The sequence below is a fragment of the Pseudomonas sp. S3_C06 genome (genome assembly GCF_054667675.1).
Genome location: NZ_CP162747.1, coordinates 3944650 through 3969542, shown reverse-complemented (window position 1 = coordinate 3969542; position 24893 = coordinate 3944650). Strand labels below are relative to the sequence as shown.

The following is a 24893-nucleotide window of genomic DNA, read 5'->3' as shown; positions in this document are numbered from 1 at the left end:
GCGTCCCCTTTTCGTTGCAGCAATCTAAATCAGAACGCCGGCAATACCGCGCCTTTGTACTTCTCGGTAATGAATTTCTTCACTTCCGGGCTGTGCAGCGCAGCAGCGAGTTTCTTCATCGCGTCGCTGTCCTTGTTGTCCGCGCGGGACACGAGGATGTTCACGTACGGCGAATCATTGCCTTCAATCACCAGCGCATCCTTGGACGGATCGAGCTTGGCTTCCAGCGCGTAGTTGGTGTTGATCAGCGCCAGATCGACCTGGGTCAGCACGCGCGGGATGGTCGCGGCTTCCAGTTCACGGATTTTCAGGTCTTTCGGGTTCTGCGCGATGTCTTTGACGGTCGACAGGATGTTGGTCGGATCCTTCAGCGTGATCACGCCAGCCTTGGCCAGCAGCAACAACGCACGGCCACCGTTGGTAGCGTCGTTCGGGATCACCACGTTGGCACCGCTTGGCAGATCCTTCAGATCCTTGAGCTTGCTCGAGTAGGCGCCCAATGGCTCCAGGTGCACACCGGTCACGGCAACCAGACTGGTGCCCTTGGCCTTGTTGAACTCATCGAGGTACGGCTGGTGCTGGAAGAAGTTGGCGTCCAGACGCTTTTCCGCGACCTGTACGTTCGGCTGAATGTAGTCGGTGAAGACCTTGACCTTCAGCTCCACGCCTTCTTTGGCCAGCGCCGGCTTCACGAACTCGAGGATTTCCGCGTGCGGCACCGGGGTGGCGGCAACGGTCAGGGTTTCGGCGTGGGCCGAGAATGCTGCAACGGCAGCAAAAGCAGCGATCAGTTTTTTCATTCAGCTAACTCCTTATGAGGCGCCCGTCTGGCGCCTGCCAGCGAATGGCCGGCTCATCTGTTCAATACAAAACTGCTTATTTGCGCGAGAAATGCACGACCAGTCGATCACCGACCATCTGCAGCACTTGCACCAGAATCAGCAGCAACACCACGGTGACGATCATCACGTCTGTCTGGAAACGCTGGTAACCGAAACGGATCGCCAGGTCACCCAGTCCACCGGCACCGACCACACCGGCCATCGCCGTGTAGGACACCAGTGTAATCGCCGTCACCGTAATCGCCGCGAAGATGCCCGGACGTGCTTCCGGCAGCAAGGCGTTCATGATGATCTGCCGCGTGGTCGCGCCCATCGACTGGGTCGCTTCGATAATGCCGCGATCAACCTCACGCAGCGCAGTTTCCACCAGACGCGCGAAGAACGGTGTGGCACCGACTACCAACGGCGGAATCGCACCGGCCACGCCCAGCGACGTGCCGGTGATCAGCACGGTGAACGGGATCATCACGATCAACAGAATAATGAACGGCAGCGAACGCAGGATGTTCACCGCCAGCGAAAGGACCGCGTACAGACCACGGTTTTCCAGCAACTGACGCGGGCTGCAGAGGAACAGCAACACGCCCAGCGGCAGGCCGAGCAACACGGTGAACAGCAGCGAACCGCCAAGCATCAGCATGGTGTCGCCGGTGGCCAGCCAGATTTCGTACCAATCGATGTTGGTGAAGAAACTGATCAGGTCTTCCATTAGCGCAATACCTCCATGTGAACGTCAGCGGCGGTGAAGCGGGCGAAGGCCGCTTCCATGTCGCCACCGGTGACGGCGAGGGTCAATTGCCCGTACGGAATGTCTTTGATGCGGTCGATACGACCGGCGAGGATGCTGTAGTCGACGCCGGTTTCCCGGGCGACGGTACCGAGCAGCGGCGCGTAGGTCGCTTCGCCCTGGAAGGTCAGACGCACGATGCGCCCCGGCACGTGCGCGAAGTCATCACGCTGCTCGCTTTCGTCGATCTGCTCGCTTTCCTGAACAAAACGCTTGGTAGTCGGGTGCTTTGGATGCAGGAACACATCGGCCACCGAACCTTGCTCGACGATTACGCCGGCATCCATCACCGCCACTTGATCGCAGACGCGACGGATGACATCCATCTCGTGGGTGATCAGGACGATGGTCAGTTTCAGCTCGCGGTTGATCTCGGCCAGCAGTTGCAGGACCGACGCGGTGGTCTGCGGGTCGAGGGCACTGGTGGCCTCGTCGCACAGCAGAATCTTCGGCTTGGTCGCCAGGGCGCGGGCGATGCCGACGCGCTGCTTCTGGCCGCCGGACAATTGCGCCGGGTACTTCTTGGCGTGGTCGGACAGACCGACCCGCGCCAGCAACTCGGCGACACGCTTGTCGATCTCGCTGCCCGACAGTTCGCCGGCCAGGGTCAGCGGCAACGCAACGTTGTCGGCCACGGTCTTGGAGGCGAGCAGGTTGAAGTGCTGGAAGATCATCCCGACTTGCTGACGGAAACGGCGCAGGCCGTTGGCGTCCAGCGCGGTGACTTCTTCGCCGTCGACGATGATCTTGCCGCCGCTGGAGTTCTCCAGGCGATTGATCAGCCGCAGCAGGGTACTTTTGCCCGCGCCGGAATGGCCAATGAGGCCGAACACCTGCCCGTTCTCGATGGCGAGACTGGTCGGGTGCAGCGCGGGAATGTCCTTACCGGCGACGCGGTAAGTCTTGTGGACGTTTTGAAACTCGATCACGTAGCGAACCTTGTGGGGCGCGTTAGAAAAGGATCAGCGGTTAGCCGGGCGCGCATTTTAGCCTGTCCGTATAGAGGTTCTTAGCATTTATTTCGCAATTAACCTTCGATTTGGCAATAACAAGATCAAAGGTCATAAAAAAGGAACGCCCCCAACGCCTCATCAGTCACTAAGTAAGCGACTTGAAAACCCTGGGTGCCGTGCCCGGGAACCACTCAAGAGTCCCCGGCCAGCATCGGGGTCAACCGAGGAGTTTACGACTGATGAGCAAGAAGCCTACGACCGATAAAAGCCAGATGGCCGGAACCGATACCCCGGATCGCGCCAACACCAACGCCAAACTCGACAGCCTGGAAAAGTTTCGCTCCGACGCCACCGGCCAGGCCCTGCGCACCAACCAGGGCGTGAAGATCGCCGACAACCAAAACACGCTCAAGGCCGGCCCGCGCGGGCCGTCGCTGCTTGAAGACTTCATCATGCGGGAAAAAATCACGCATTTTGACCATGAGCGGATCCCGGAACGCATCGTTCACGCGCGCGGCACTGGCGCGCATGGCTTCTTTCAGGCGTACGAGAACCATTCGACGCTGACCAAGGCCGGTTTCCTACAGGATCCGGGGAAAAAGACCCCGGTATTCGTGCGCTTTTCCACCGTGCAGGGCCCGCGTGGCTCTGGCGACACCGTGCGTGACGTGCGCGGTTTCGCGGTGAAGTTCTTCACTGATGAAGGCAACTTCGACCTGGTCGGCAACAACATGCCGGTGTTTTTCATTCAGGACGCGATCAAGTTTCCCGACTTCGTCCACGCGGTGAAGCCCGAGCCGCACAATGAAATCCCCACCGGTGGCTCAGCCCACGATACCTTCTGGGATTTCGTCTCGCTGGTGCCGGAATCGGCGCACATGGTCATCTGGGCGATGTCTGACCGGGCGATTCCGAAAAGCCTGCGCAGCATGCAGGGCTTCGGTGTGCACACCTTCCGGCTGATCAACGCCGAAGGCAAATCGCGCTTCGTCAAATTCCACTGGCGCCCTACCGCCGGCACGTGCTCGCTGGTCTGGGACGAGGCGCAGAAGCTCGCCGGTAAAGACACCGACTACCACCGTCGCGACCTCTGGGAAGCGATCGAGATGGGCGATTACCCGGAATGGGAACTCGGCGTGCAGATCATCGAGGAGGAAAACGAGCACGACTTCGATTTCGACATCCTCGACCCGACCAAGCTGATCCCCGAAGAGATCGTGCCGATCACGCCGCTGGGCAAGATGACGCTGAACCGCAACCCGGACAACTTCTTCGCCGAGACCGAGCAAGTCGCGTTCTGCCCTGGCCACATCGTGCCGGGCATCGACTTCTCCAATGACCCGCTGCTGCAGGGCCGACTGTTTTCCTACACCGATACGCAAATCAGCCGACTCGGTGGGCCGAACTTTCATGAGCTGCCAATCAACCGCCCGGTGGCGCCGTTCCACAATGGTCAGCGTGATGCGCAACACCGCACGGTGATCGACAAGGGCCGCGCGTCTTACGAGCCGAACTCGATTGATGGCGGCTGGCCGAAAGAAACGCCGCCGGCCGCGCAGGACGGTGGTTTCGAAAGTTATCCAGAGCGCATCGATGCCAACAAGATCCGCCAGCGCAGCGAGTCGTTCAGCGACCACTTCTCTCAGGCGACGTTGTTCTTCAACAGCATGAGCGATCACGAGAAGGAGCACATCATTGCCGCTTACAGCTTCGAGCTGGGCAAGGTTGAGCGCGAGTTCATCCGTGCGCGGGAAGTGAACGAGATTCTGGCCAACATCGACCTCGAACTGGCCAAGCGGGTGGCGGCTAATCTGGGTCTGCCGGCACCAAGCAAAGGCACGGTGGATGCGCGCAAGGTGTCTTTCGATCACTCGCCGTCATTGAGTCAGGCCAATTTGCTGCCAGAAAACATCAAAACCCGAAAAGTGGCGATTCTTGCTGCCAACGGCGTCGATGGTGCGGCGATTGATGCAATGAAGAAGGCATTGGCCGCTGAGGGTGCGCATGCCAAGTTGCTCGGCCCGACTTCAGCGCCGGTGAAGACCGCAGACGGCAAAATGTTGCCAGTGGATGCTTCGATGGAAGGCATGCCGTCGGTGATTTTTGACGCGGTGTTCGTGCCGGGTGGCGCGGCGTCGGTGAAGGCGCTGAGCGGCGACGGCGTGGCGTTGCATTACCTGCTGGAGGCGTACAAGCATTTGAAGGCGATTGCGTTGCACGGCGATGCCAAGCAATTGCAGGATCTGCTGAAACTGGAAGCGGATGCCGGGTTGTTACAAGGCAAGGATGTTGGCGCGCTGACGAAGCCATTCTTTGCTGCGATCGGGCAGCATCGGGTTTGGGATCGTGAGCCTAAGGCGAAGGCCATTCCAGCTTAAAATCTTCGTTGGCTGAAAGGACGCTTTCGCGAGCAGGCTCGCTCCCACAAGGGTTCTCCTATAAACACGAATTTTGTGTTCACTGGAGATCCCTGTGGGAGCGAGCCTGCTCGCGAAGCTTTTTAAGGTTTACGCGGACTGAGAACCATCTGCGCAGGCACGGTGCGCACGGTCTGCTTCACAATCTTCAGATCAAAATCCGGATTCAATTTCTTGACCCGCTTGGTCAGCAACGTCGCCAACCAAGGATAGTCATTGGTGCGTGGTGCCTGAATGGTCACCCCACACTCGTAATTCACCACATCAGCGGCGATCGCATCCAGTTGCCGGCGAAGTTTGCGGCTATCGGTGATATTCAGCGCCACCGTGGTGCTCTCGGCAGTCGGATCGATCACCTTGGCTTTCGGCTTGGCTTCGGCTGCCAACAGCGCCGCTTCAGCTTTTTCCAGCTCAGCCTTGCGCGCTTCGGTGATGGCGCCATTCACGCCACCGGTCAGCGCCGGCGCTTTCGGCATCAACGCGCGAGCACGGCTCAGCGCTGTGGCGGCGGCATTCACATCACCCTTCTGCAGCACGATCTGGCTGCGACGCAGATACGCCTCGGCCAATTGCCGCTGGTATTGCTCAAGGGATTGATCGTTGGGGGTGTCTTTCTGCAAAGCCGCCAATTGGTCTTCGGCAGTGGCCAGTTCGCTGCTGGCCAGGCTTTGCTCCAGCTGTGCGATGGCCGTAGCCCGCGCATCGGGGACTTCGGCCACCGGCGGCGTGCTTTGGCAGGCGCCCAGTAGCACTGAAAATGCGACAAGGAGCAGATAACGGGAGGCGAACGGCTTCATTCCTGCGACTCTCTATTTGCGCAAAAAGCGGCCAAGTCTACACCCCACGACGGGGCAGAACAAAACTCAACAGAAACAGTGCGGCCGCCGTCACAACGATTGACGGCCCCGCCGGGGTGTCCTTGAACCACGACAGCGCCAGCCCGCCACACACGGCGAGCATGCCCAGCAGGCTCGCGCCCAGGGCCATCTGCTCCGGCGAGCGGGCGTGACGCTGTGCCGCAGCCGCCGGGATGATCAACAGCGAGGTAATCAGCAACACACCGACGATTTTCATCGCCACCGCGATGACTACCGCAATCAACAACATCAGCGCCATGCGCAGACCTGCGACCGGCAGGCCTTCGACCTTGGCCAGCTCTTCGTGCACGGTAATCGCCAGCAATGGCCGCCAAAGCGTCACCAGCAACACCAGCACCGCCGCGCTGCCGCCGAGGATCCACGCCAGATCGGTCGGGCTGATCGCCAGCAGGTCGCCGAACAGATAGGCCATCAGGTCGATCCGCACTTCATGCATGAAGCTTAGTACCACCAGGCCGAGAGAGAGCGTGCTCGGTGCGAGAATTCCCAACAGCGTGTCAGACGCCAGCGGTTGGCGCTGTTGCAAGGTCACCAAAAGCACCGCCAGCAGCAAGCAGCCTACGGTGACTGCAACGGTCGGGCTGACATCCAGCAAAAAGCCCAGCGCCACGCCGAGCAATGCGGCGTGGGACAAGGTATCGCCGAAATAGGCCATGCGCCGCCAGACCACGAACGAACCCAACGGACCTGCAACGATCGCCAACGCCAGACCTGCAAGCAGGGCATACAACAGAAAATCAGCCATGCTTGCAGTTGTCTCCGTGAACGTGAGGTTGGCCAATAACCGGCCCTTTGACCACCGAACCGTGCAGGTCGTGGGCGTGGTCGTGATGGTGGTGATAGACCGCCAGGCTCTGCGCGTTCTTGCCGAACAGCTCGACAAACGCCGGATCGCCGCTGACCTGCTCGGGATGCCCGGAGCAGCAGACGTGACGGTTGAGGCAGACCACTTGGTCGGTGGTGCTCATCACCAGATGCAAATCGTGGGACACCATCAACACGCCGCAACTATGGCGGTCGCGTAGACGGGTGATCAGGCTGTACAGCTCGGCCTGCCCGGCGACGTCGACGCCTTGCACCGGCTCGTCGAGCACCAGCAATTCCGGTTCGCGCAGCAGTGCCCGCGCCAGCAGCACACGCTGCATTTCACCGCCGGAAACGCTTTGCACAGGGCTGTCGATAACGTGTTCAGCGCCGACCTCTTTCAGCGCGGCCAGCGCACGCGGACGATCAACGCCCGGCACCAGCCGCAGAAAACGCAGCACCGACAGCGGAAGAGTCGGATCGACGTGGAGTTTTTGCGGCATGTAACCGACGCGCAGTTTCGGTTTGCGCCAGACGCTGCCGCTGTCCGGTTTCAACAGGCCCAGCACGGCGCGCACCAGCGTGGTCTTGCCGGCGCCATTGGGGCCGATCAGGGTGACGATCTGCCCCGGTTCGACGCTCAGCTCGATATTGTCCAGCACAGCCTGCCCGGCAAATGTGACGGCGACCTGCTCCAGACGGATCAGCGCGTTGCTCATCAAGCCCCCTGGCAACCGGAGCACAGGCCGACGACTTCGACGGTCTGCGCTTCGACGATGAAACCGACGTCTTTGGCGCTGTTGATGATCGCGTCGCTGATCACTTTTTGCTCAAGCTCGATGGCAGCGTGGCAATCGCGGCAGATCAGGAACTGGCCCTGATGCGCGTGCTCCGGATGGACGCAGCCGACGAAGGCGTTCAGCGAAGAGATGCGGTGCACCAAGCCGTTTTCGAGAAGGAAATCCAGCGCGCGGTACACGGTTGGCGGCGCAGCGCGGCGACCGTCCTGCTCGCTCAGCACGGCAAGAATGTCGTAGGCGCCCAACGGTTTGTGGCTTTGCCATACCAATTCCAGCACCCGGCGGCGCAACGCGGTCAGGCGCAAGCCTTTCTGGGCGCACAAGGTATCGGCCTCGGACAAAGCGCTGTGCACGCAATGAGAGTGGTCGTGGGGACGGCTGGCAATCGGTGTAATAGGCATGGGCGGCGACGAGTTTTGATAGAGACGTTATTATGTTACCCGTTCTCGTCTCCTTGAGTGGTCATCGTGTCCCGACTTTTTTCTGTTTTTGTGGCTTTTGTCGCCAGTTTTCTGCTGATCGGTTCGGCTCAGGCCGAGGTCAAAGTCCTCACCAGCATCAAACCGTTGCAGCTGATTGCAGCGGCGGTGCAGGACGGCGTGGCGATTCCCGAAGTGCTGCTGCCGCCGGGTGCCTCGCCGCACAATTACGCGTTGCGCCCATCCGACGTACGGAAGGTGCAGTCGGTCGATCTGCTGTACTGGATCGGCCCGGACATGGAAGGCTTTCTGCCACGCGTGCTGAATGGTCGGACGCTGCCGAGCGTCGCGGTGCAGGATTTGCCGGGGATGAAATTGCGGCGTTTTGCTGAGGACAGCCATTCCCACGCCGAAGACGCCGACGAGCATGATCACGATCATCGTCCGGGCACGCTGGATGCGCATTTGTGGCTATCGCCGGTGAATGCGCGGGTGATTGCCGACAAGATGGCCGCTGACTTGAGCACCGCAGATCCGGCTAATGCCGAGCGCTATCAGAAGAACGCCAAGGCGTTTGACGAACGTCTGGACGCACTGGATCAGCGTTTGAAGAAGCGTCTGGCCAGTGTTGAAGGCAAGCCCTACTTCGTTTTCCACGAAGCGTTTGATTACTTTGAAGAGGCTTATGGCCTGAAGCATGCCGGTGTGTTCAGCGTGGCCGCCGAAGTGCAGCCCGGTGCGCAGCATGTTGCGGCGATGCGCAAGCGATTGCAGGAAGTGGGCAAGACTTGTGTGTTCAGTGAGCCGCCATTGCGTCCGCGTCTGGCCGAAACCCTGGTGGCGGGTTTGCCGGTGAAACTGGCTGAACTGGATGCGTTGGGCGGGTACACCCCGGCGACGGCTCAGGGCTATGAGCAGGTATTGGAGAAGCTGGGTAACGATTTGGCCGGGTGCCTGGAATCTCTGTAACCCCCGGCATCGGTGTTGCCCCCATTCGCGAGCAGGCTCGCTCCCACAGGATCACCGAAATCCTGTGGGAGCGAGCCTGCTCGCGAAGCTTTTAAAGGGCGAAAGGCAACGGTGTACTGACCTGCTGCCGCTGCGCCAAGCGCTGCTCAAACTCCCGCGGATCGTGAATCAACACGTCCTGCCCGGCGAACTGCTCCGCCGCGATCAACCGCGACAGCCAGAATCGCACACAGGCCACACGCAGCATGGTCGGCCACAACTCAGCTTCCGCCGCCGTAAACGGGCGCAGCGCCGCATAAGCGCCAAGGAATGCGCGAGCACGCGGGCCATCAATCAAACCGTCCTCGTCCGAGCACCAGTCATTCAAGGCAATCGCCACGTCATAGAGCATCGGCCCCGAGCAGGCGTTGTAGAAGTCGATCAGCCCGGTCAGGTGCGTGCCTTCGAACATCGCGTTATCGCGAAACAGGTCGGCGTGGATGTTCGCCCGGGGCAGCGCGAGGATCTTCTCTTTGCGCTCGGTGATCTCGTCCAACGCCTTTTGCAGCAGCGCACGCGGCTCATCGCTCAGGTGCGAAAGAAACTCCGTGCCCTCTTCCAGCATCCAGTCCAGGCCGCGATCGGTCTTGCGCTTGATCATGCGCTCGCCCTGGGTCGCCAGGTGCAGGTGCGCCTGCAACTCGCCGACCTGCGCGCAATGCTGGGCATTGGCAACTTTGATGTGCTTGCCAGAGAGGCGCGGTTGCAGCAGTGCCGGTTTGCCCTTCAGCTCACGCAGCGCCACACCGTCAGTGGTGCGCAGTGCATACGGCACCGGCAAGTCGGCTTCGTGGAGCACATCGAGCAGGTCGATGAAGAACGGCATCTCCTGCACCGGGCCACGCTCGACCAGGGTCAGAACGAACTCGCCCTGCTCCAGGCTGATAAAGAAGTTGGTGTTTTCGCTGCCGGCGGCGATCCCCTGGAAATCAAGCAGACGGCCAAGCCCGTAAGGGGCGAGAAAGGTTTCCAGCTCGGGCCGAGCCAGGGGAGTGAACACAGACATGTTTTAACTGCCAGTACGGGCGCCGCCAATGGCGGCGCCGGGTGAATTAAAAATCTACTTCCATTCGAAAATCTTCCACGACGGAATCAGCATATCCGGCTGATCCGAGCGGATGAAGTTTGCATCCGTCCCGTCTGCACGCACCAGAAAGTAAGGCGGCGCGCCCTTTGGCGTGACTTTGATCGCGTACAGGAACCCGTTTTGACGGTACTCCTGAATCGTCTTGTCGCCTTCCGTGCGAATGGTGACTTCAGGATCCCCTGACGGCGCATCATCCGCCGCCATCGCGGCCAACGGTGAGACAGCAATCAGACCGACCAGCAGCAAGCGATTTAACGTACGCATGATAACCTTGTCCCTTTGTCGTCAACGGTCCCGCTATTCTAGCGCCGGACCCGCCGAAAAGGTTGATCCTGCTCATGAGCCAAGCCCCCCTCGTCCTGGTGGACGGTTCGTCTTACCTGTACCGCGCCTTTCACGCACTGCCACCACTGACCACCTCCAAAGGCCTGCCGACCGGTGCGGTCAAGGGCGTGCTGAACATGCTCAAGAGTCTGCGCAAGCAGTACCCGGACAGCCCGTTCGCCGTGGTGTTCGACGCCAAGGGCGGGACATTTCGCGATGAAATGTACGCCGAATACAAAGCCAACCGCCCAAGCATGCCCGACGACATGCGCGTGCAGATCGAGCCGCTGCACCAGAGCGTGATCGCTCTTGGTTTCCCGCTGCTGTGCGTGGAAGGCGTCGAGGCCGACGACGTGATCGGCACCCTCGCCCGCAGCAGCGCCGCGGCGGATCGCCCGGTGGTGATCTCCACCGGCGACAAGGACATGGCGCAACTGGTCGATGGCCACATTACCTTGGTCAACACTATGTCCGGTAGTTCGATGGACGTGGAAGGCGTGAAGGAGAAATTCGGCGTCGCACCGGAGCAGATCATCGATTATCTGGCGCTGATGGGCGATTCGTCCGACAACATTCCCGGCGTTCCGGGCATCGGCCCGAAGACTGCGTCCGGCCTGTTGGTCGGCGTCAATGGCGGCCTTACCGAGCTGTACGCGAATCTCGACATCGTCCCGACCCTGCCGATTCGCGGCGCGAAAACCCTGCCGGCCAAGCTCGAAGAGCACAAGGAGATGGCGTTCCTCTCCTATCAACTGGCGACCATCAAGGTCGACGTGCCGCTGGACGTCGAACTCGACGATCTGCAGATGGGCGCGGAAGACCCGGCCAAGCTCTACGAGCTGTACTCGCTGCTCGAATTCAAAAGCTGGATCAACGATCTGGATCGCGATGCCAAACGTCTGGAACTGAGCGCGGCGAGCGAGCCTGCGCCGGCTGGCGATCTGTTCAGCGCGCCAGATATCGAAACTCCCGCTGCTCCGACCGAAGCCGCGTACGAGACGATCCTCGATCAAGCGCGTTTTGATGTCTGGCTGGAAAAGTTGAACAACGCCAAGCTGTTCGCCTTCGACACCGAAACCACCGGCATCGACGCGCAGCAGGCGCAACTGGTCGGTCTGTCGTTCGCCGTGCAGGCCAACGAAGCCGCGTACATTCCGCTGACCCACTCCTACATCGGCGTGCCGGAGCAGCTGGATCGCGACACCGTGCTGCGCGCACTCAAGCCGATTCTGGAAGACCCGAGCAAGCTCAAGGTCGGCCAGCACGCCAAGTTCGACATGAACATTTTGGCCAACTGCGCCATCGGCGGCGATCAGAGCCAAGGCATCAACGTGCGCGGCATCGCCTTCGACACGATGCTTGAGTCCTACGTGCTCAACTCCACCGCCACCCGCCACGACATGGACAGCCTCGCGCAGAAGTATCTGGATCACACCACCGTGAGCTTCCAGGACATCGCCGGCAAAGGCGCCAAGCAGCTGACCTTCGACCAGATCGCGCTGGAACAGGCCGGGCCGTACGCCGCCGAGGACGCCGACATCACCCTGCGTCTGCACCAGACCTTGTTCGAAAAACTCAGCGCCATCCCGAGCCTGGCCAGCGTGCTGACCGATATCGAGATTCCGCTGGTGCCCGTCCTCGCCCGCATCGAACGCCAAGGCGCGTTCGTCGACGCAGAGCTGCTCGGCATCCAGAGCATCGAGCTGGGCAACAAAATGGTTGCGCTGGAGCGCGAAGCGTTCGAAATCGCCGGGGAAGAATTCAACCTTGGCTCGCCGAAGCAATTGGGCGTGATTCTCTACGAGAAACTCGGTCTGCCGGTGCTGAAGAAAACCGCCAAGGGCCAGCCGTCCACTGCTGAAGAAGTGTTGGCGAAACTCGCCGAAGACGATCACCGTTTGCCGAAGGTGCTGATGGAGCACCGTTCGATGAGCAAGCTGAAAAGCACCTACACCGATCGCTTGCCGGAGCAGATCAATCCGCGCACCGGGCGTATCCACACCTCGTATCATCAGGCTGTGGCGTCGACCGGGCGTTTGTCCTCCAGCGATCCGAACCTGCAGAACATTCCGGTGCGCACGGCTGAAGGTCGACGCATTCGTCAGGCGTTCGTCGCGCCGAAAGGCTACAAACTGCTGGCGGCGGACTATTCGCAGATCGAGCTGCGAATCATGGCGCATCTGTCCAAGGACGAAGGCCTGATGAACGCCTTCCGCAACAATCTCGACGTGCACACCGCGACTGCTGCCGAAGTGTTCAAGGTCGAGCTCAACGAAGTGACTTCCGACCAGCGCCGTGGCGCCAAGGCGATCAACTTTGGCCTGATCTACGGCATGGGTGCGCAGAAGCTCGGCAAGGACATTGGCGTCGACACCAAGACCGCCAAGGCTTACATCGACACCTACTTCGCCCGTTATCCAGGCGTTCGCGAATACATGGATCGCACCCGCGCGCAGGCAGCGGATCAAGGTTATGTCGAGACCTTCTTCGGTCGCCGTCTGTACTTGCCGGAGATCAACTCGAACAAGCCGCAGGAACGCGCCGCCGCCGAGCGCACGGCGATCAACGCGCCGATGCAGGGCACGGCGGCCGACATCATCAAGAAAGCCATGGTGGCGGTGGATAACTGGCTGGCGACGTCCGGGCTGGACGCCAAAGTCATCCTGCAGGTACACGATGAACTGGTGCTGGAAGTTCGTGAGGATCTGGTGGAACAGATCAGTACCGAGATTCGAGTACACATGAGCGAAGCGGCGAAGCTGGATGTGCCGCTGCTGGTCGAAGTGGGTGTGGGCAACAATTGGGATGAGGCTCATTGAGCCATTTGAAGACGATTTTGCCGCGACATGACGTCGCGGCAGCCGCGGAAAATCTGCTTATTTCGAAAGGCGCTTGAGATTATTCCAAAGCTTTTTGAAAAAAATCTGAACTAATCTGGAAGGACACCACTCAGAGATACTGAATGGCTGGTGAAGCCCTTCGATGCTCCTATGTTGTGTTAAGTGTTGGCAGATATCTGAACCCCGCCCTAGCGGTTCGGAACTTAAACCCCGGAATTTCTCCCTCCCCAATGAAATCCGGGGCTTTTTTTGCCCGAAAATTGGCTGTGGCACGCTCAGACTGCGTTGAAAGCACAGCTAAAAATGCTCATTTAGGTACCCTAAACTCCGCTTTTTAGCTGTGCTTTCGCCTTGCCTGAGCGCACCACAGCAAATTTTCTAATCCCTGTTTACTCGGCCGCCTCGGCGCCTTTATCTGCGAGTTCCATCCAGCCGGCCAGTACAGTGTAGGCCTCTTCCAGGCCCATGCGTTTTGGCGCGGAGAACAGCTGGATGGTGACGAGGTCGCCCCAGCCCTTGCGAATTTCCGACTGCACTTTGAGCAGGGTGTTCTTGGCGGCGCCGTAGGTGAGCTTGTCGGCCTTGGTCAGCAGGATATGCATCGGCATGCCAGCGGCAACGGCCCAGTCGAGCATCAGCAGGTCGAAGTCGGTCATTGGATGACGGATGTCCATCATTAGAATCAAACCTTTCAAACTCTCGCGGCCACCGAGGTACGCCTCAAGGTGACGCTGCCAGTGCATCTTCAGCGGGATCGGTACTTTTGCGTAACCGTAGCCCGGCAGGTCGACCAGACGGCGATCTTCGTCTAGCTTGAAGAAGTTCAACAGCTGTGTGCGACCCGGAGTTTTCGAGGTGCGCGCCAGGCTGGCGTGAGTCAGGGTGTTCAGTGCGCTGGATTTGCCGGCGTTGGAACGACCGGCGAACGCCACTTCGAAGCCTTCGTCGTCAGGGCATTGATCGACTTTGGCGGCACTGAGCATGAACGTGGACTGTTGGCACAGGCCGAGGATGGGATTCTTGAGTTGCATGGGATTTCCGATGTGGGCGGCGCCGGGATTGGGCGCGGAACGCGGTGTCGCTTCCGTTTCAGTGACGCCAGTATATAATGCCGCAGATTTTGTGTGTGCTTTGTCCCAGCGTAGGATGAAGTTCACGAGAGCGACAGACCTTGATTGCGCATTAGAACGCAGAACGCTCTCAACCCTGAAAAGGTCGTTTTATGACGAAATGGCTGCTGGCTGCCGGAGTCTTGATGCCGCTTTACAGCGCACAGGCTACACAGGATCCGGAAGCTGTGTACAACCGTGTTTGTGGTGCCTGTCATTCCGGCCAACTACCCATGGCGCCCGAAAGAGGCGATCAGGAAGCTTGGACGCCGAGGTTGGCGAAAGGTATGGGGACGCTGGTGCAACACGTGACCCAGGGTTTCAAGGCGATGCCGCCGCGTGGTTTGTGCATGGACTGCAGTGCCGAGGATTACCAAGCCATCATCCTGTGGATGAGCGCGAGTAAGCCCGGTCCATAACTTAACCCTTAGCCGTAGTTGGATTAGCTGATGAACAAATTGATCGTGAGTCTGCTGTTGACCGTGGGAATCTCAGGCTTCGCCCATGCTGCCGGTGATGCCGCAGCAGGCCAGGCAAAAGCCGCCGTATGTGGAGCCTGCCATGGCCCGGACGGGAACAGCATGGCGCCAAACTTTCCGAAACTGGCCGGTCAAGGTGAACGCTACCTGACCAAGCAACTGCACGACATCAAGTCGGGCAAGCGCACCGTTCTGGAAATGACTGGCTTGCTGACTAACCTGAGCGATCAGGACCTGGCCGACATCGCCGCCTACTTCGCCAGCCAGAAAGGCAGCGTCGGCGCCGCCGATCCGAAGATCGTCGCTCGCGGTGAAGCGCTGTTCCGTGGCGGCAACCTGGCCAAGGGCCTGCCCGCCTGCACCGGTTGCCACTCGCCGAACGGCGCCGGCAACGCAGCTGCCGGCTTCCCGCACCTGGGTGGCCAACACGCTCAATACATCGCCAAGCAGCTGACTGATTTCCGCAAGGAAGAAGGCGGCCGCAACAACGACGGTGACACCATGACCATGCAAACCATCGCCAAACGCCTGAGCGACGAAGATATCGCTGCGGTCTCCAGCTACATTCAAGGTCTGCACTAAGGCCTACGGATCGAGCGCTGCAGGCGATGGACATCTCCTGCAACGTTAACGCTCGATTAATCCGTCGCAGCAAGTATAAAAAGGGTGGCTTTGGCCGCCCTTTTTTGTGGCCGCTGCCGTTACACTACAGAACTCATGCCCGCCAGGATCTGTCTGAAAACAGGTCGCGCGAGGCGACCCAAATTGTCCAGGAGTAAAGCATGCGTAATCTGATCATCAGCGCCGCTCTCGTCGCTGCCAGCCTGTTCGGCGTGACCGCTCAAGCCGCCGAAGCCCCAGCCGCCCCTTACGTGGAACTGGCCAACCCGGTACCGGTTGCAGAGCCTGGCAAGATCGAAGTGGTCGAGCTGTTCTGGTACGGCTGCCCGCACTGCTACGCCTTTGAACCGGTGATCAACCCGTGGGTTGAAAAACTGCCATCCGACGTCAACTTCGTGCGTATTCCGGCGATGTTCGGCGGCCCATGGGACGCTCACGGCCAGATGTTCCTGACCCTCGAAGCCATGGGTGTCGAGCACAAGGTTCACGCGACGGTTTTCGAAGCAATCCAGAAACAACACAAAAAGCTGACCGACAAGAACGACATGGCTGACTTCCTCGCCACCCAGGGCGTGGACAAGGACAAGTTCCTCGCCACCTTCGACTCTTTCGCCATCAAAGGTCAGATCGTAAAAGCTCGCGAACTGGCCAAGAAGTATGAGATCACTGGCGTACCCACCATGATCGTCAACGGCAAGTACCGTTTCGACATCGGCTCTGCCGGCGGCGCCGAGCAAGCGTTGAAACTGGCTGACCAACTGGTCGCCAAAGAGCGAGCGGCAACCAAGGCTGCAGCCAACTAAGCGCGGCTACCACCATGCGCCGCTGGAAGTCTGAACGCATCGTTGGCCTGCATGATCCGCAGGTCAACGAGCATCACCTGGAGTCCACGGGCCTGCCCGCAGACCAGCGTCTGCGCTTGCTCAGTTTCAATATCCAGGTCGGCATCAGCACCGAGCGCTATCGGCATTACCTGACCCGCAGCTGGCAGCACCTGCTGCCGCACAACGGCCGCTCAGGCAATCTGCAAAAGATCGGTGACTTGCTGGGCGACTTCGATCTGGTCGCCCTGCAGGAAGCCGATGGCGGCAGCCTGCGTTCGGGCTACGTCAATCAGGTGGAACATCTGGCGCAGCTCGGCGCCTTTCCCTACTGGTATCAACAACTCAATCGCAACCTCGGCCGACTCGCTCAGCACAGCAATGGCGTGCTCAGTCGCCTGAAACCGTCGGCGATCGAAGATCACCCGCTGCCCGGGCCGAAAGGTCGCGGGGCGATTCTGCTGCGTTTCGGCGAAGGCCCGGAAGCGCTGGTGGTGGTGATGATGCACCTGGCCCTTGGCGCGCGAACCCGCAGCCTGCAACTGGCCTATATTCGTGAGCTGATTGGCGGTTACAAACACCAAGTGTTGATGGGCGACATGAACACCCATGCCAGCGATCTGCTACAACATTCACCGTTACGCGATCTCGGCCTGCTGGCCCCGCAGGTGGAAGCGACATTCCCCAGCTGGCGCCCTCAGCGCTGTCTTGATCATATTTTGCTCAGCCCGACCCTAACCCTGGAAAAGGTCGAAGTGCTGGCACAACCGATTTCCGATCACCTGCCGGTCGCGGTAGAGATTCGTCTGCCGGGTTCGCTCACGGCCGATGCATTGCCCGCGTTGAGTCCTGCCCCTCGCGGAACCCCTGAATGAGCGACGACGCCCAGCGCTGGAAAGAGAAGTACCTCAAAAGCATCGAACAACAGGACAAACTTGAACGCCGCTGGGCCGCCAGGCTCGATTTGCTGCGCCGCGGCCTGGTGCGCAGCACGCTGGCGGCCGAAGGCACCGATAAAGTCGTTGATCAGTGCATGAAAGAGATGCGCGACGTGGTGCGCACCGATGACATGGACGCCGGCCTCGCCGCCCTCCTGCCGCGCCTGGAAAAAGCCGTGCTCGATTCCGAGCAGCGCCGCGAAACCCGCATCGATCAGGTCAGTACCGCGCTGACGTCGCTGGTCACCCAGTTGCAGGCTTTGCCGCTGCCGCGTGAGGTCGCCCAGCCGCTGAAGAAATTCGCCAAACAACTGGATGGCCGCGTCGGTTCGGCGCGGGAAATGCCATTGCTGTTAAGTGAGCTCAGTGGTTTGCAGGGCAAAGCGTTAAGTCAGTTGGACACCCCGGCAGAGCCGGGTCGCCCGGGATTGTTGCAGCGTCTGTTCGGTAGTCGTGACAGCGAAGAAGCGCCAGCGACAGAATCACCCGCGCCGCTGCAAGCCACGCCGCCGCAACCGCCTGCCCCACCGGCGCCCGAACCAGAAGCCGCACAGCCCGCCCCTGTCGCCGTGATCGAAGCCATGACGGCAGCGCCTGCCATCGAAGCTGTGGTGTCCGTCGAAACAACGACGCCAGCCGCCCAGGCTCATTTGGAACCGGAACCGGCAGAGGTGGTTAACTTTGTACCACCCACGGTCGTCAGCAAAGTCAGTAGCCCTGCGGTCGAACCGCAGGCTGAGCACATCGAGCCCGAGCCTGTTTTCGCCGCAGCTCCAGCTCAGACGCCCATCGCGCCCGCCGCCATCAATCCTGATGAGCTGATCCACCCCGGCGACCCGGCACCGCTGATCCTCGACAGCCTGCCGCTGCCCGAACCGATTGCCCAGGCGCTGGCAGCCATCGACCCGGAACAGCCCGAGCACGACATCCTGTTCGCCTTGCCGGATACCCCGGAGCCGTCTTACAGCTCCGTGGCCAAACACATCGAAGACACCCTGATCGGCCTCCTCGACGACCTGACCCTGCCGGAGCGCCACCGTCCGCAAGCCGAAGCCATGCGTGAAAGACTGAAACATGGCTTGAACTGGTACGAACTGATCCCGATCCTCGACGATCTGGCGACGTTGATGCTGGCGATCACCGACAGCGGCCAGCACGAATTCGAAGCCTACCTGCAACAGCTCAACGAGCGCCTCGAAGCGTTCCAGAGCAATCTGCAAGCCGCCAGCGAAGGGCATGCCGACAATAGCTCGGCGGCGCGGGCAATGGACACGCAGATCCGCGAGCAAGTCGACGGTTTGCAGACCAGCGTGCAGGAAGCGGCGGATCTGGAAGACCTCAAGCATGTGCTGGAGAACCATCTCGAGGGCCTGCTAGGCACCATGGACCAGCACCAGAAGCAGCGCGACGCTCGCGAACAGGAAGTCGCAACGCGGCTGAAAAGCCTGTCCGAGCGCGTGGCGCATATGGAGCAGGAAGCCCAGGGTTTCCGCGAACATCTTGAAGTACAAAGACAGAAAGCCCTGATCGATCCGCTCACCGGCCTGCCCAATCGCGCTGCGTGGAGCGAACGCCTCGAACATGAAATCAAGCAGTGGCAGCAGCACGGCAACACCCTGAGCCTGGCGATGCTCGATCTGGATCACTTCAAACGCATCAATGACAACTACGGCCATCTGGCCGGCGACAAGGTGCTGAAAATCATTGCCACCGTGCTGCGCAAACGCCTGCGCGGCTCCGACTTCATTGCGCGTTTTGGTGGTGAGGAATTCGTACTGCTGCTACCGGCCACTCCGCCTGCAATCGGTGCGAAATTGCTGGAAACGTTGCGAGCGGCAATCGAAGCCTGCCCGTTTCACTTCAAGGGTGAGCGAGTGACGATCACCATCTCCATGGGACTGGCAACATTCCGCGCTGGAGAACACAGCGATCTGGTGCTGAAAAGAGCCGATCAGGCGCTTTACCGCGCTAAAAATGCAGGACGCAACCGGGTCGAGCTGGGCTGAGCAAATTGTTCCATTTTGTTTAAATCCGCCCGCTGACCGTCGAGACGCAAGGCAGTACGTTACACTGTTGCATTACTGTCTTGCGTGTACTGCCTTCTGCCATGAAATTCTTTACCCTCCTCGCTTCGCTGCTCGTTCTGGCCGGTTGTGCCAGCGGCCCGCGCTACAACACCAGCCATCCTTCGGCCAATTACGACAGCCGCATTCAGTTTGTGGTCGTGCATTACACGTCGGCCTCGCTGGAGCGCTCGCTGCAATTGCTGACCCACGGCGAAGTCAGCAGCCATTACCTGATCGGCGACGACAAGAGCGGCACTGTCTACAAGCTGATGGATGAAAACCAGCGCGCCTGGCACGCCGGCGAAAGCCAATGGCAGGGCCGCACCTGGCTCAACTCCAGTTCGATCGGCATCGAAATCGTCAACCCGGGCTTCAAGGACACGCCGACCGGACGCCTGTGGTATCCGTACAGCGAGGCGCAGATTCAATCATTGATCGTCCTGCTCAAGGACATCAGCAAGCGCAACGGCATCAGCCCGCGACACATCATTGGCCATAGCGACATCGCGCCGCTGCGCAAGCTTGATCCAGGACCGTTGTTCCCGTGGAAACGCCTCGCCGCCGAGGGTTTGGGCCTGTGGCCAAATGAACAAGCCGTGGCGCGCCAGCAAGCGCTGTTCAACAGCAGCGAACTGCCGAGCATCAGCTGGTTCCAGGCACAACTGGCGCACTTGGGTTATGACACGCCGCAAACCGGCGAACTGGACGTTGCGACGCGCCACGTCCTCGCAGCCTTCCAGATGCACTTCCGGCCTTCGCGCTTCGACGGCACGCCGGATGCGCAAACGGCAGCACTCTTGCTTGTGCTCAATCAGACAAAATAATGACGCCCGCCCGACGGTCAGGGCGAAATCGCAATCAGCAGCTATAACTCATTGGTAATTCTTCGGATATTCCATGATGGTTGCTACCCGAGAGACACTGCGTAGCTGGTTTTATCGCCCGTGGTTTTTGGCGATGATCGCGGCTGTCCTCAGTGCCTGCCTGCTGATCGCAGGTGGAATGTTCGTGGCAATGCGTCAGGTCGAGCAAAGCGAAAGTCAGGAAATGAACGCGCAAGGCGAACGTTTCCTCGCCCGCCTCGAACAATTGTTCGGCCAGTTACGCGAAAGTCTCGACGATCTCGAAGCCCAGCCGCTGCGCAGTTGTGACGATGAAATGATCGCCACCTTGCAGCAAGTCACCTTCAACTATCGCTTCGTCTACGAAGCGGCTTACATGGACGCCTCGCGGATCTGCTCCAACCGCCCGCGTCAGGAAGGCCTGTCGGTTGTCCGCGCGCCGGACATCAAAGGCCCGACTTACAGCTATTGGCTGAACACCACCACTGAACCGGATGAAAACCGCGCAGCCCTGATGCTGGGTCGCGGCAACTTCCGCGTGGCCACCTCGCGCGGGCACCTGACCGACATGGTCGATCTGTCTCCCGGCAGCAGCCTGTTGGTGGTACTCGATCACGGCACCCGGGCCATCCCGGTGCTCGGCATGGCGCAAGCCTGGCCGCCCACGGAACACTGGCCACCGAAAAGCCGCGATGCCTTGCAAGTCACGCAAACCCGGCTGATCTACCGCATGCCCACCAACAACCCGGAATATCAGCTGGTGCTGATCACACCCAGGACCGGAATACATATTCCCGCTATCTGGTGGTGGATGATCCCGGCGTGTGTGCTGCTCGGCGCATTTCTGGGGTTTTTCGTTTTCCTGCTGGTGCGCCAGCGCCAGTCGCTGGACGCGGAACTGCACGGCGCGATTCGTCGAGGCGAGTTGCAGGTGCTCTATCAGCCGATCTTCGATCTCGACAGTCGCAATTGCGTCGGCGCCGAAGCATTGCTGCGCTGGCGCCGCCCGGATGGCACGCTGACCAGCCCCGATCTGTTTATCCCCATGGCGGAAAATACCGGGCAGATCCGCCAGATGACAGACTTTGTCCTCCAGCGTTTGCTGGAGCAACTGGGTCCGGTGCTGCGGGCCAATCCGCAACTGTATATCTCGGTCAACCTCGCCGCCTGCGACGTGATGGTGCCGCGCATCGGCCAGGTCATGGCGCGACTGCTTACACTGCACCGGGTGGCCGCACGGCAGATTGCCTTCGAAGTCACCGAGCGTGGCTTGATTGATGTGGTAGTGGCGCGGGAAAACCTGCAAGCGCTGCGCGATGTTGGCCATCAAGTGTTGATCGACGATTTTGGCACCGGCTATTGCAGCCTCGCCTACCTGCAAACCCTGCCGGTCGACTGCCTGAAAATCGACAAAGCCTTTATCGACGCCCTCGGCCATGACGCGGCGAGCAGCGGCGTCGCCCCGCACATCATTCACATGGCCCAGGCTCTGGATCTGAAGGTGATTGCCGAAGGCATCGAACTGGAATCACAGGCCGAATTGCTCAGCAGCGAAGGCGTCAAGTTCGGCCAGGGCTGGTTGTTCGCCCATGCCCTGAGCGCAGTGCAGTTCATTGAGCTGATTACGCGCGGGCGACGCCTTGCCGGGCGCCGTATGGATGATGAAGCCTAGACGGCGAGCGCCATATAGAACTGCGTGCCCTGCCCCGGCCTCGAATAGACGCCCATCCGCCCGCCATGCAGCTGGACGATTTCCTTGCACAGCGCCAGACCCAGTCCGGCGCCGCCCTTCTTGCGCCCGACCTGCACGAACGGCTCGAAGATCCGCCCCTGCTGGCCGTAAGCAATACCTTCGCCATTGTCTTCAACACTGATGATCACCCGCTCACCATGTCGACGCGCCTGCAAGCGGATCTGACCGTCACGGGCGGTATGGCGCAGGGCGTTGTCGATGAGGTTGTCGAGTACGCGATCGAGCTGCGCCTGATCGGCTTGCAAACGTGGCAGCGGCGCCTGTACTTCGACATTCAGGGCGATGCCCTTGGCCGCCGCCGAATCGGCAAAACGCAATTGCGCCTGCTCCAGCAAATCCTCGATGGAGCACGGCGCCAGCGTGAGTTTCTGCAGACCGTTCTGATAACGCGAAAAATTAAGCAAGTCGTTGATCAACTGCATCAGACGCTGCATTTCCTCGTTCACCGTGTCGAGCAGATCTGCCTCGCGGGATTCCGCTGGAAACTTCGCCCGCTCACGGAACAAACCGAACGCCATGTGCATACCGGTGACCGGCGTGCGCAGCTCATGGGAGGCGCGCAAGACGAATTCACTGCGCACCCGCTCAAAGGCGCGCTGCTCGGTGACATCGTGCAAGACCATCACAGCGCCGAGGATATGACCTTGCGTGTGGCTGACGGGCGTCAGGCTGTAGGTCAACAACCGTGATTCGCCATCGACCTCGATGCTCAAATCTTCCGGCGCCCGCTCCAGAGTGCCGCCGCGCAAGACCAGTTGCAGTTGCGCATCCAGCTCGGGCCGCCCAAGCGCCGTACCCAGTCCCTGGCCGAGACGATCATCATCCCAACCCAACTGCCGCTGGGCGACGGGATTGAGGTGCTCCAGATTCCCCTGACGGTCGATCATCAGCAAGCCATCATCGATGCTGTCGAGCACCGCCTGCAAGCGTTGCTGGCCCGCGAGCAATTCATCGACGTTGGTCGCCTGATGCTCACGCAGCGCTTCAGCCATCAGGCCGAAGCGTTTGGTCAGCAGATTCATCTCCATCGCCGAGGAAATCGGCAGGGTTACTTCAAAATTGCCTTGGCCGATATTGTCCGCCGCTTTCGCCAGCGCCTCGATCGGCGCGCCGAAACGCCTGGCAATGCCGTGGGCCGTAATGAAACCGATGATCAGCACCGCCAATCCGACAAATCCCAGCAGACCCGCAATCAACAAGGCACGGTCACGCGCCTCACGCTGTACCGCGTTGATGTTGTCCAGCGCATGCTTGTGTTCGGTGATCAGCCCGTTACGCAGCGTGTTGAAACGCTCTCGAAAGTCGGCGCTGCTGCTCATCGAGCTGGCCGGGTCTCGGGACAAATCGAAAGCTTCCAGGAAGCTCAGATAATCCGCTTTTGCCCGACTGAAGCCGTATAACCGGCCATCGCCCTTTTGTTCTTGGGCGATGCCTTGGTCCAGCAACTCGAAGTAATGCTGCTTCGACGCTTCGAACGCCACGGGATCAGGCTTTTCCGCGAGCATGATGATCAGTTGATCACCCAGCGTCTGCCGCAACTTGAGCCCCAGATCCAGAGTGACGAAGTTGCTGCGCACCAAGGCCTCTTGAGTACCGGCCATCTGCATCACGCTGACCAGCCCGAGCAGCAGCCCGAGCAAGGCCACAGTGATCAGCGCGGAAATGCTCAGGAACAAGCGGGTCCGCAACTTCATCGCCAGTTTCATCGTCGATCGCTCACAGGTTGTACTGCTTGCGCTTGCGGTACAGGGTCGAAGCATCGATGCCGAGGGTTTTCGCCGCCTGATCCAGCGTACCGGCGGTGGCGAGAACCGCGCCGATGTGGGCTTTCTCCAATTCGTCGAGGCTCAATGCCGCACCGACTCTTGGCGCATTGTTGGCCGGTTGTTCGGCCATGCCGAGGTGGCTGATTTCCACGCGTTCCTGCGGGCAGATGATGCTCGCCCGCTCGACCACGTTGCGCAACTCGCGAATGTTGCCCGGCCAGCGGTAGCCGAGCAGTGCTTCACGAGCCTCGTCGCTGAAGCCTCGTGCCGGACGCGCGTACTCTTTGACGAAGCGCGCGAGGAAACGGTCGGCCAGAGTCAGGATGTCCTCGGCACGTTCACGCAGTGGTGGCAGGTGCAGAGTGATGACGTTCAGGCGATAGAGCAGATCCTCACGGAATCGTCCGTCGCGAACCATGTCTTCAAGGTTGAGGTTGGTCGCCGCCAAAATGCGCACGTCAGCGCGACGGGTGACCGGATCCCCTACCCGCTCATATTCCTTGTCTTGAATGAAACGCAGCAACTTTGGTTGCAATGTCAGGGGAAAGTCGCCGATCTCGTCGAGAAACAGCGTACCGCCGTCCGCTTGATTGACCCGACCCAAAGTGCTTTCGCTGGCCCCGGTAAAGGCGCCACGGCTGTGACCGAACAGCTCGCTTTCCATCAGTTCGGCGGTCAACGACGGGCAGTTGATGGTTACGCAGGATTTCTTCTCGCGTTTGCTCCAGCCATGAATCGCTCGGGCCAGCTCACCTTTACCGGTGCCGGACTCGCCAAGAATAAGAATGTTGGCGTCAGTGCTGGCGACCTGGCGGGCCGTTTCCAGTACCACTTTCATCGCCGGGCTGTGGGAATCGAGACCGTCTTTCGGCTTGCGGATCTCTCCTTCCAGCGCCTCGAGGCGCGCCGACAGTTGGCGCACTTCCAATTGCTTGGCGGTGGCCAGACGCAGTTGATCCGGGCTGCATGGCTTGACCAGATAATCAGCAGCGCCGGCCTGGATCGCATCCACGGCAGTATCGACGGCCGAATGCGCGGTCACAATCACCACACGCATCCAAGGCGCCTGAATACGCATCTGCGCCAGCACGTCGAGACCGTTGTCTTCGCCCAGACGCAGATCAAGGAAGCACAGGTCGAAAACCTGTCGTTGCAGCAAGGCGTCGGCCTGAGCCGCGCTGTTGGCGGTGGCAACCGTATAGCCCTCGTCTTCGAGGCAATAACGGAAGGTACGCAGGATGGCGGATTCGTCGTCCACCAGCAGAATGCGGCCTTGATGCTCAGTGGCAGATTCCATTTTTCCTACGCTCCATAGTGATTGGTCTTGGGTTAGTCCCGG

The 24893-nt window shown here is 60.2% G+C and carries 22 protein-coding genes; 10 read left to right on the top strand and 12 right to left on the bottom strand.

Translation table 11 applies throughout. The features are described 5' to 3' along the window. Positions 1 to 29: 29 nt before the first annotated feature. The 3 genes from AB4N44_RS17730 to AB4N44_RS17720 form a co-directional block, all read right to left on the bottom strand. Entirely contained in the window at positions 30 to 800 is a 771-nt protein-coding gene (locus tag AB4N44_RS17730; protein ID WP_150776244.1) for a MetQ/NlpA family ABC transporter substrate-binding protein, read from the bottom strand. 76 nt (positions 801 to 876) lie between these two features. Next, entirely contained in the window at positions 877 to 1551 is a 675-nt protein-coding gene (locus AB4N44_RS17725; protein WP_127925316.1) for a methionine ABC transporter permease, read from the bottom strand. Continuing rightward, the gene (locus AB4N44_RS17720) at positions 1551 to 2558 is read right to left on the bottom strand and encodes a methionine ABC transporter ATP-binding protein (RefSeq protein ID WP_150649201.1); all 1008 of its coding nucleotides are present in this window, start codon (positions 2556 to 2558) and stop codon (positions 1551 to 1553) included. Before AB4N44_RS17720 ends, AB4N44_RS17725 begins: the two co-directional genes overlap by 1 nt. A 260-nt stretch (positions 2559 to 2818) precedes the next feature. Between AB4N44_RS17720 and katE the strand changes: the two genes are divergently transcribed. Then, complete coding sequence (katE, locus tag AB4N44_RS17715) at positions 2819 to 4960, top strand: catalase HPII (protein WP_460111699.1); 2142 nt, start codon at positions 2819 to 2821, stop codon at positions 4958 to 4960. Between the two features lie 122 nt (positions 4961 to 5082). Here the strand turns inward: katE and AB4N44_RS17710 are convergent, their stop codons facing one another. From AB4N44_RS17710 to AB4N44_RS17695, 4 genes are read right to left on the bottom strand one after another with little or no spacing between them, the layout of a single operon-like run. Further along, positions 5083 to 5796 carry a PA5502 family lipoprotein gene (locus tag AB4N44_RS17710; RefSeq protein ID WP_127925314.1) on the bottom strand — a complete coding sequence of 238 codons (714 nt, stop codon included), beginning with the start codon at positions 5794 to 5796 and terminating at the stop codon, positions 5083 to 5085. A gap of 37 nt (positions 5797 to 5833) precedes the next feature. Further along, the gene (gene znuB, locus AB4N44_RS17705) at positions 5834 to 6622 is read right to left on the bottom strand and encodes a zinc ABC transporter permease subunit ZnuB (RefSeq protein ID WP_007911758.1); all 789 of its coding nucleotides are present in this window, start codon (positions 6620 to 6622) and stop codon (positions 5834 to 5836) included. After that, complete coding sequence (gene znuC, locus AB4N44_RS17700; RefSeq protein ID WP_460108240.1) at positions 6615 to 7400, bottom strand: zinc ABC transporter ATP-binding protein ZnuC; 786 nt, start codon at positions 7398 to 7400, stop codon at positions 6615 to 6617. The genes znuB and znuC overlap by 8 nt, the downstream gene beginning before the upstream one ends. Continuing rightward, complete coding sequence (locus AB4N44_RS17695; protein WP_007911760.1) at positions 7400 to 7882, bottom strand: Fur family transcriptional regulator; 483 nt, start codon at positions 7880 to 7882, stop codon at positions 7400 to 7402. The genes znuC and AB4N44_RS17695 overlap by 1 nt, the downstream gene beginning before the upstream one ends. A 66-nt stretch (positions 7883 to 7948) precedes the next feature. Between AB4N44_RS17695 and AB4N44_RS17690 the strand changes: the two genes are divergently transcribed. Next, positions 7949 to 8869, top strand: coding sequence for a zinc ABC transporter substrate-binding protein (locus AB4N44_RS17690; RefSeq protein WP_127925312.1), 921 nt, complete (start codon positions 7949 to 7951; stop codon positions 8867 to 8869). Between the two features lie 91 nt (positions 8870 to 8960). Here AB4N44_RS17690 and AB4N44_RS17685 read toward each other — a convergent pair whose 3' ends face one another. Then, a complete protein-coding gene (locus AB4N44_RS17685; RefSeq protein WP_129387093.1) occupies positions 8961 to 9914 on the bottom strand; it encodes a homoserine kinase in 954 nt (317 codons plus the stop codon). A 54-nt stretch (positions 9915 to 9968) separates the two neighbouring features. After that, positions 9969 to 10259, bottom strand: a complete 291-nt coding sequence (locus AB4N44_RS17680) for a DUF2782 domain-containing protein (protein ID WP_127925310.1) — start codon at positions 10257 to 10259, stop codon at positions 9969 to 9971. A 74-nt stretch (positions 10260 to 10333) separates the two neighbouring features. On the opposite strand from AB4N44_RS17680, the gene polA reads away from it, so the two are divergent. Then, complete coding sequence (gene polA / locus AB4N44_RS17675; protein ID WP_460108244.1) at positions 10334 to 13138, top strand: DNA polymerase I; 2805 nt, start codon at positions 10334 to 10336, stop codon at positions 13136 to 13138. Positions 13139 to 13548: 410 nt separating this feature from the next. Here the strand turns inward: polA and yihA are convergent, their stop codons facing one another. Then, the gene (gene yihA / locus AB4N44_RS17670) at positions 13549 to 14190 is read right to left on the bottom strand and encodes a ribosome biogenesis GTP-binding protein YihA/YsxC (RefSeq protein ID WP_007911767.1); all 642 of its coding nucleotides are present in this window, start codon (positions 14188 to 14190) and stop codon (positions 13549 to 13551) included. 191 nt (positions 14191 to 14381) lie between these two features. On the opposite strand from yihA, the gene AB4N44_RS17665 reads away from it, so the two are divergent. From AB4N44_RS17665 to AB4N44_RS17635, 7 genes are all read left to right on the top strand, one after another. Beyond that, on the top strand, positions 14382 to 14687 hold the full coding sequence (locus AB4N44_RS17665) for a c-type cytochrome (RefSeq protein ID WP_045123119.1): 306 nt from the start codon (positions 14382 to 14384) through the stop codon (positions 14685 to 14687). A gap of 30 nt (positions 14688 to 14717) precedes the next feature. Next, positions 14718 to 15329, top strand: a complete 612-nt coding sequence (locus AB4N44_RS17660) for a c-type cytochrome (protein ID WP_016986443.1) — start codon at positions 14718 to 14720, stop codon at positions 15327 to 15329. Positions 15330 to 15529: 200 nt separating this feature from the next. After that, positions 15530 to 16171, top strand: a complete 642-nt coding sequence (locus tag AB4N44_RS17655) for a thiol:disulfide interchange protein DsbA/DsbL (protein ID WP_460108247.1) — start codon at positions 15530 to 15532, stop codon at positions 16169 to 16171. A gap of 14 nt (positions 16172 to 16185) precedes the next feature. Further along, positions 16186 to 17064 (top strand): endonuclease/exonuclease/phosphatase family protein, encoded by an 879-nt coding sequence (locus AB4N44_RS17650; RefSeq protein ID WP_007911779.1) that lies wholly within the window; start codon positions 16186 to 16188, stop codon positions 17062 to 17064. Beyond that, positions 17061 to 19133, top strand: a complete 2073-nt coding sequence (locus tag AB4N44_RS17645) for a diguanylate cyclase (protein WP_316917382.1) — start codon at positions 17061 to 17063, stop codon at positions 19131 to 19133. Before AB4N44_RS17650 ends, AB4N44_RS17645 begins: the two co-directional genes overlap by 4 nt. A gap of 101 nt (positions 19134 to 19234) precedes the next feature. After that, a complete protein-coding gene (locus AB4N44_RS17640; protein ID WP_127925307.1) occupies positions 19235 to 20017 on the top strand; it encodes an N-acetylmuramoyl-L-alanine amidase in 783 nt (260 codons plus the stop codon). A 76-nt stretch (positions 20018 to 20093) separates the two neighbouring features. Beyond that, positions 20094 to 21707, top strand: a complete 1614-nt coding sequence (locus tag AB4N44_RS17635; protein WP_174245092.1) for an EAL domain-containing protein — start codon at positions 20094 to 20096, stop codon at positions 21705 to 21707. On the opposite strand, the gene AB4N44_RS17630 is transcribed toward AB4N44_RS17635, so the two are convergent. Both AB4N44_RS17630 and algB read right to left on the bottom strand, forming a co-directional pair. Next, positions 21704 to 23494: an ATP-binding protein gene (locus tag AB4N44_RS17630; RefSeq protein ID WP_137218428.1), complete on the bottom strand. Its 1791-nt coding sequence runs from the start codon at positions 23492 to 23494 to the stop codon at positions 21704 to 21706. The genes AB4N44_RS17635 and AB4N44_RS17630 overlap by 4 nt on opposite strands. A gap of 10 nt (positions 23495 to 23504) precedes the next feature. Next, a complete protein-coding gene (gene algB / locus AB4N44_RS17625; RefSeq protein ID WP_025112294.1) occupies positions 23505 to 24851 on the bottom strand; it encodes a sigma-54-dependent response regulator transcription factor AlgB in 1347 nt (448 codons plus the stop codon). Between the last annotated feature and the right edge of the window lie 42 nt (positions 24852 to 24893).

Bases quoted from the DNA above. Each gene is read 5' to 3' on its own strand.
- AB4N44_RS17730 (WP_150776244.1), bottom strand. From the start codon at position 800: ATGAAAAAACTGATCGCTGCTTTTGCTGCCGTTGCAGCATTCTCGGCC.
- AB4N44_RS17725 (WP_127925316.1), bottom strand. From the start codon at position 1,551: ATGGAAGACCTGATCAGTTTCTTCACCAACATCGATTGGTACGAAATC.
- AB4N44_RS17710 (WP_127925314.1), bottom strand. From the start codon at position 5,796: ATGAAGCCGTTCGCCTCCCGTTATCTGCTCCTTGTCGCATTTTCAGTG.
- znuB (WP_007911758.1), bottom strand. From the start codon at position 6,622: ATGGCTGATTTTCTGTTGTATGCCCTGCTTGCAGGTCTGGCGTTGGCG.
- znuC (WP_460108240.1), bottom strand. From the start codon at position 7,400: ATGAGCAACGCGCTGATCCGTCTGGAGCAGGTCGCCGTCACATTTGCC.
- AB4N44_RS17695 (WP_007911760.1), bottom strand. From the start codon at position 7,882: ATGCCTATTACACCGATTGCCAGCCGTCCCCACGACCACTCTCATTGC.
- AB4N44_RS17685 (WP_129387093.1), bottom strand. From the start codon at position 9,914: ATGTCTGTGTTCACTCCCCTGGCTCGGCCCGAGCTGGAAACCTTTCTC.
- AB4N44_RS17680 (WP_127925310.1), bottom strand. From the start codon at position 10,259: ATGCGTACGTTAAATCGCTTGCTGCTGGTCGGTCTGATTGCTGTCTCA.
- polA (WP_460108244.1), top strand. From the start codon at position 10,334: ATGAGCCAAGCCCCCCTCGTCCTGGTGGACGGTTCGTCTTACCTGTAC.
- yihA (WP_007911767.1), bottom strand. From the start codon at position 14,190: ATGCAACTCAAGAATCCCATCCTCGGCCTGTGCCAACAGTCCACGTTC.
- AB4N44_RS17665 (WP_045123119.1), top strand. From the start codon at position 14,382: ATGACGAAATGGCTGCTGGCTGCCGGAGTCTTGATGCCGCTTTACAGC.
- AB4N44_RS17660 (WP_016986443.1), top strand. From the start codon at position 14,718: ATGAACAAATTGATCGTGAGTCTGCTGTTGACCGTGGGAATCTCAGGC.
- AB4N44_RS17655 (WP_460108247.1), top strand. From the start codon at position 15,530: ATGCGTAATCTGATCATCAGCGCCGCTCTCGTCGCTGCCAGCCTGTTC.
- AB4N44_RS17650 (WP_007911779.1), top strand. From the start codon at position 16,186: ATGCGCCGCTGGAAGTCTGAACGCATCGTTGGCCTGCATGATCCGCAG.
- AB4N44_RS17645 (WP_316917382.1), top strand. From the start codon at position 17,061: ATGAGCGACGACGCCCAGCGCTGGAAAGAGAAGTACCTCAAAAGCATC.
- AB4N44_RS17640 (WP_127925307.1), top strand. From the start codon at position 19,235: ATGAAATTCTTTACCCTCCTCGCTTCGCTGCTCGTTCTGGCCGGTTGT.
- AB4N44_RS17635 (WP_174245092.1), top strand. From the start codon at position 20,094: ATGGTTGCTACCCGAGAGACACTGCGTAGCTGGTTTTATCGCCCGTGG.
- AB4N44_RS17630 (WP_137218428.1), bottom strand. From the start codon at position 23,494: ATGAAACTGGCGATGAAGTTGCGGACCCGCTTGTTCCTGAGCATTTCC.
- algB (WP_025112294.1), bottom strand. From the start codon at position 24,851: ATGGAATCTGCCACTGAGCATCAAGGCCGCATTCTGCTGGTGGACGAC.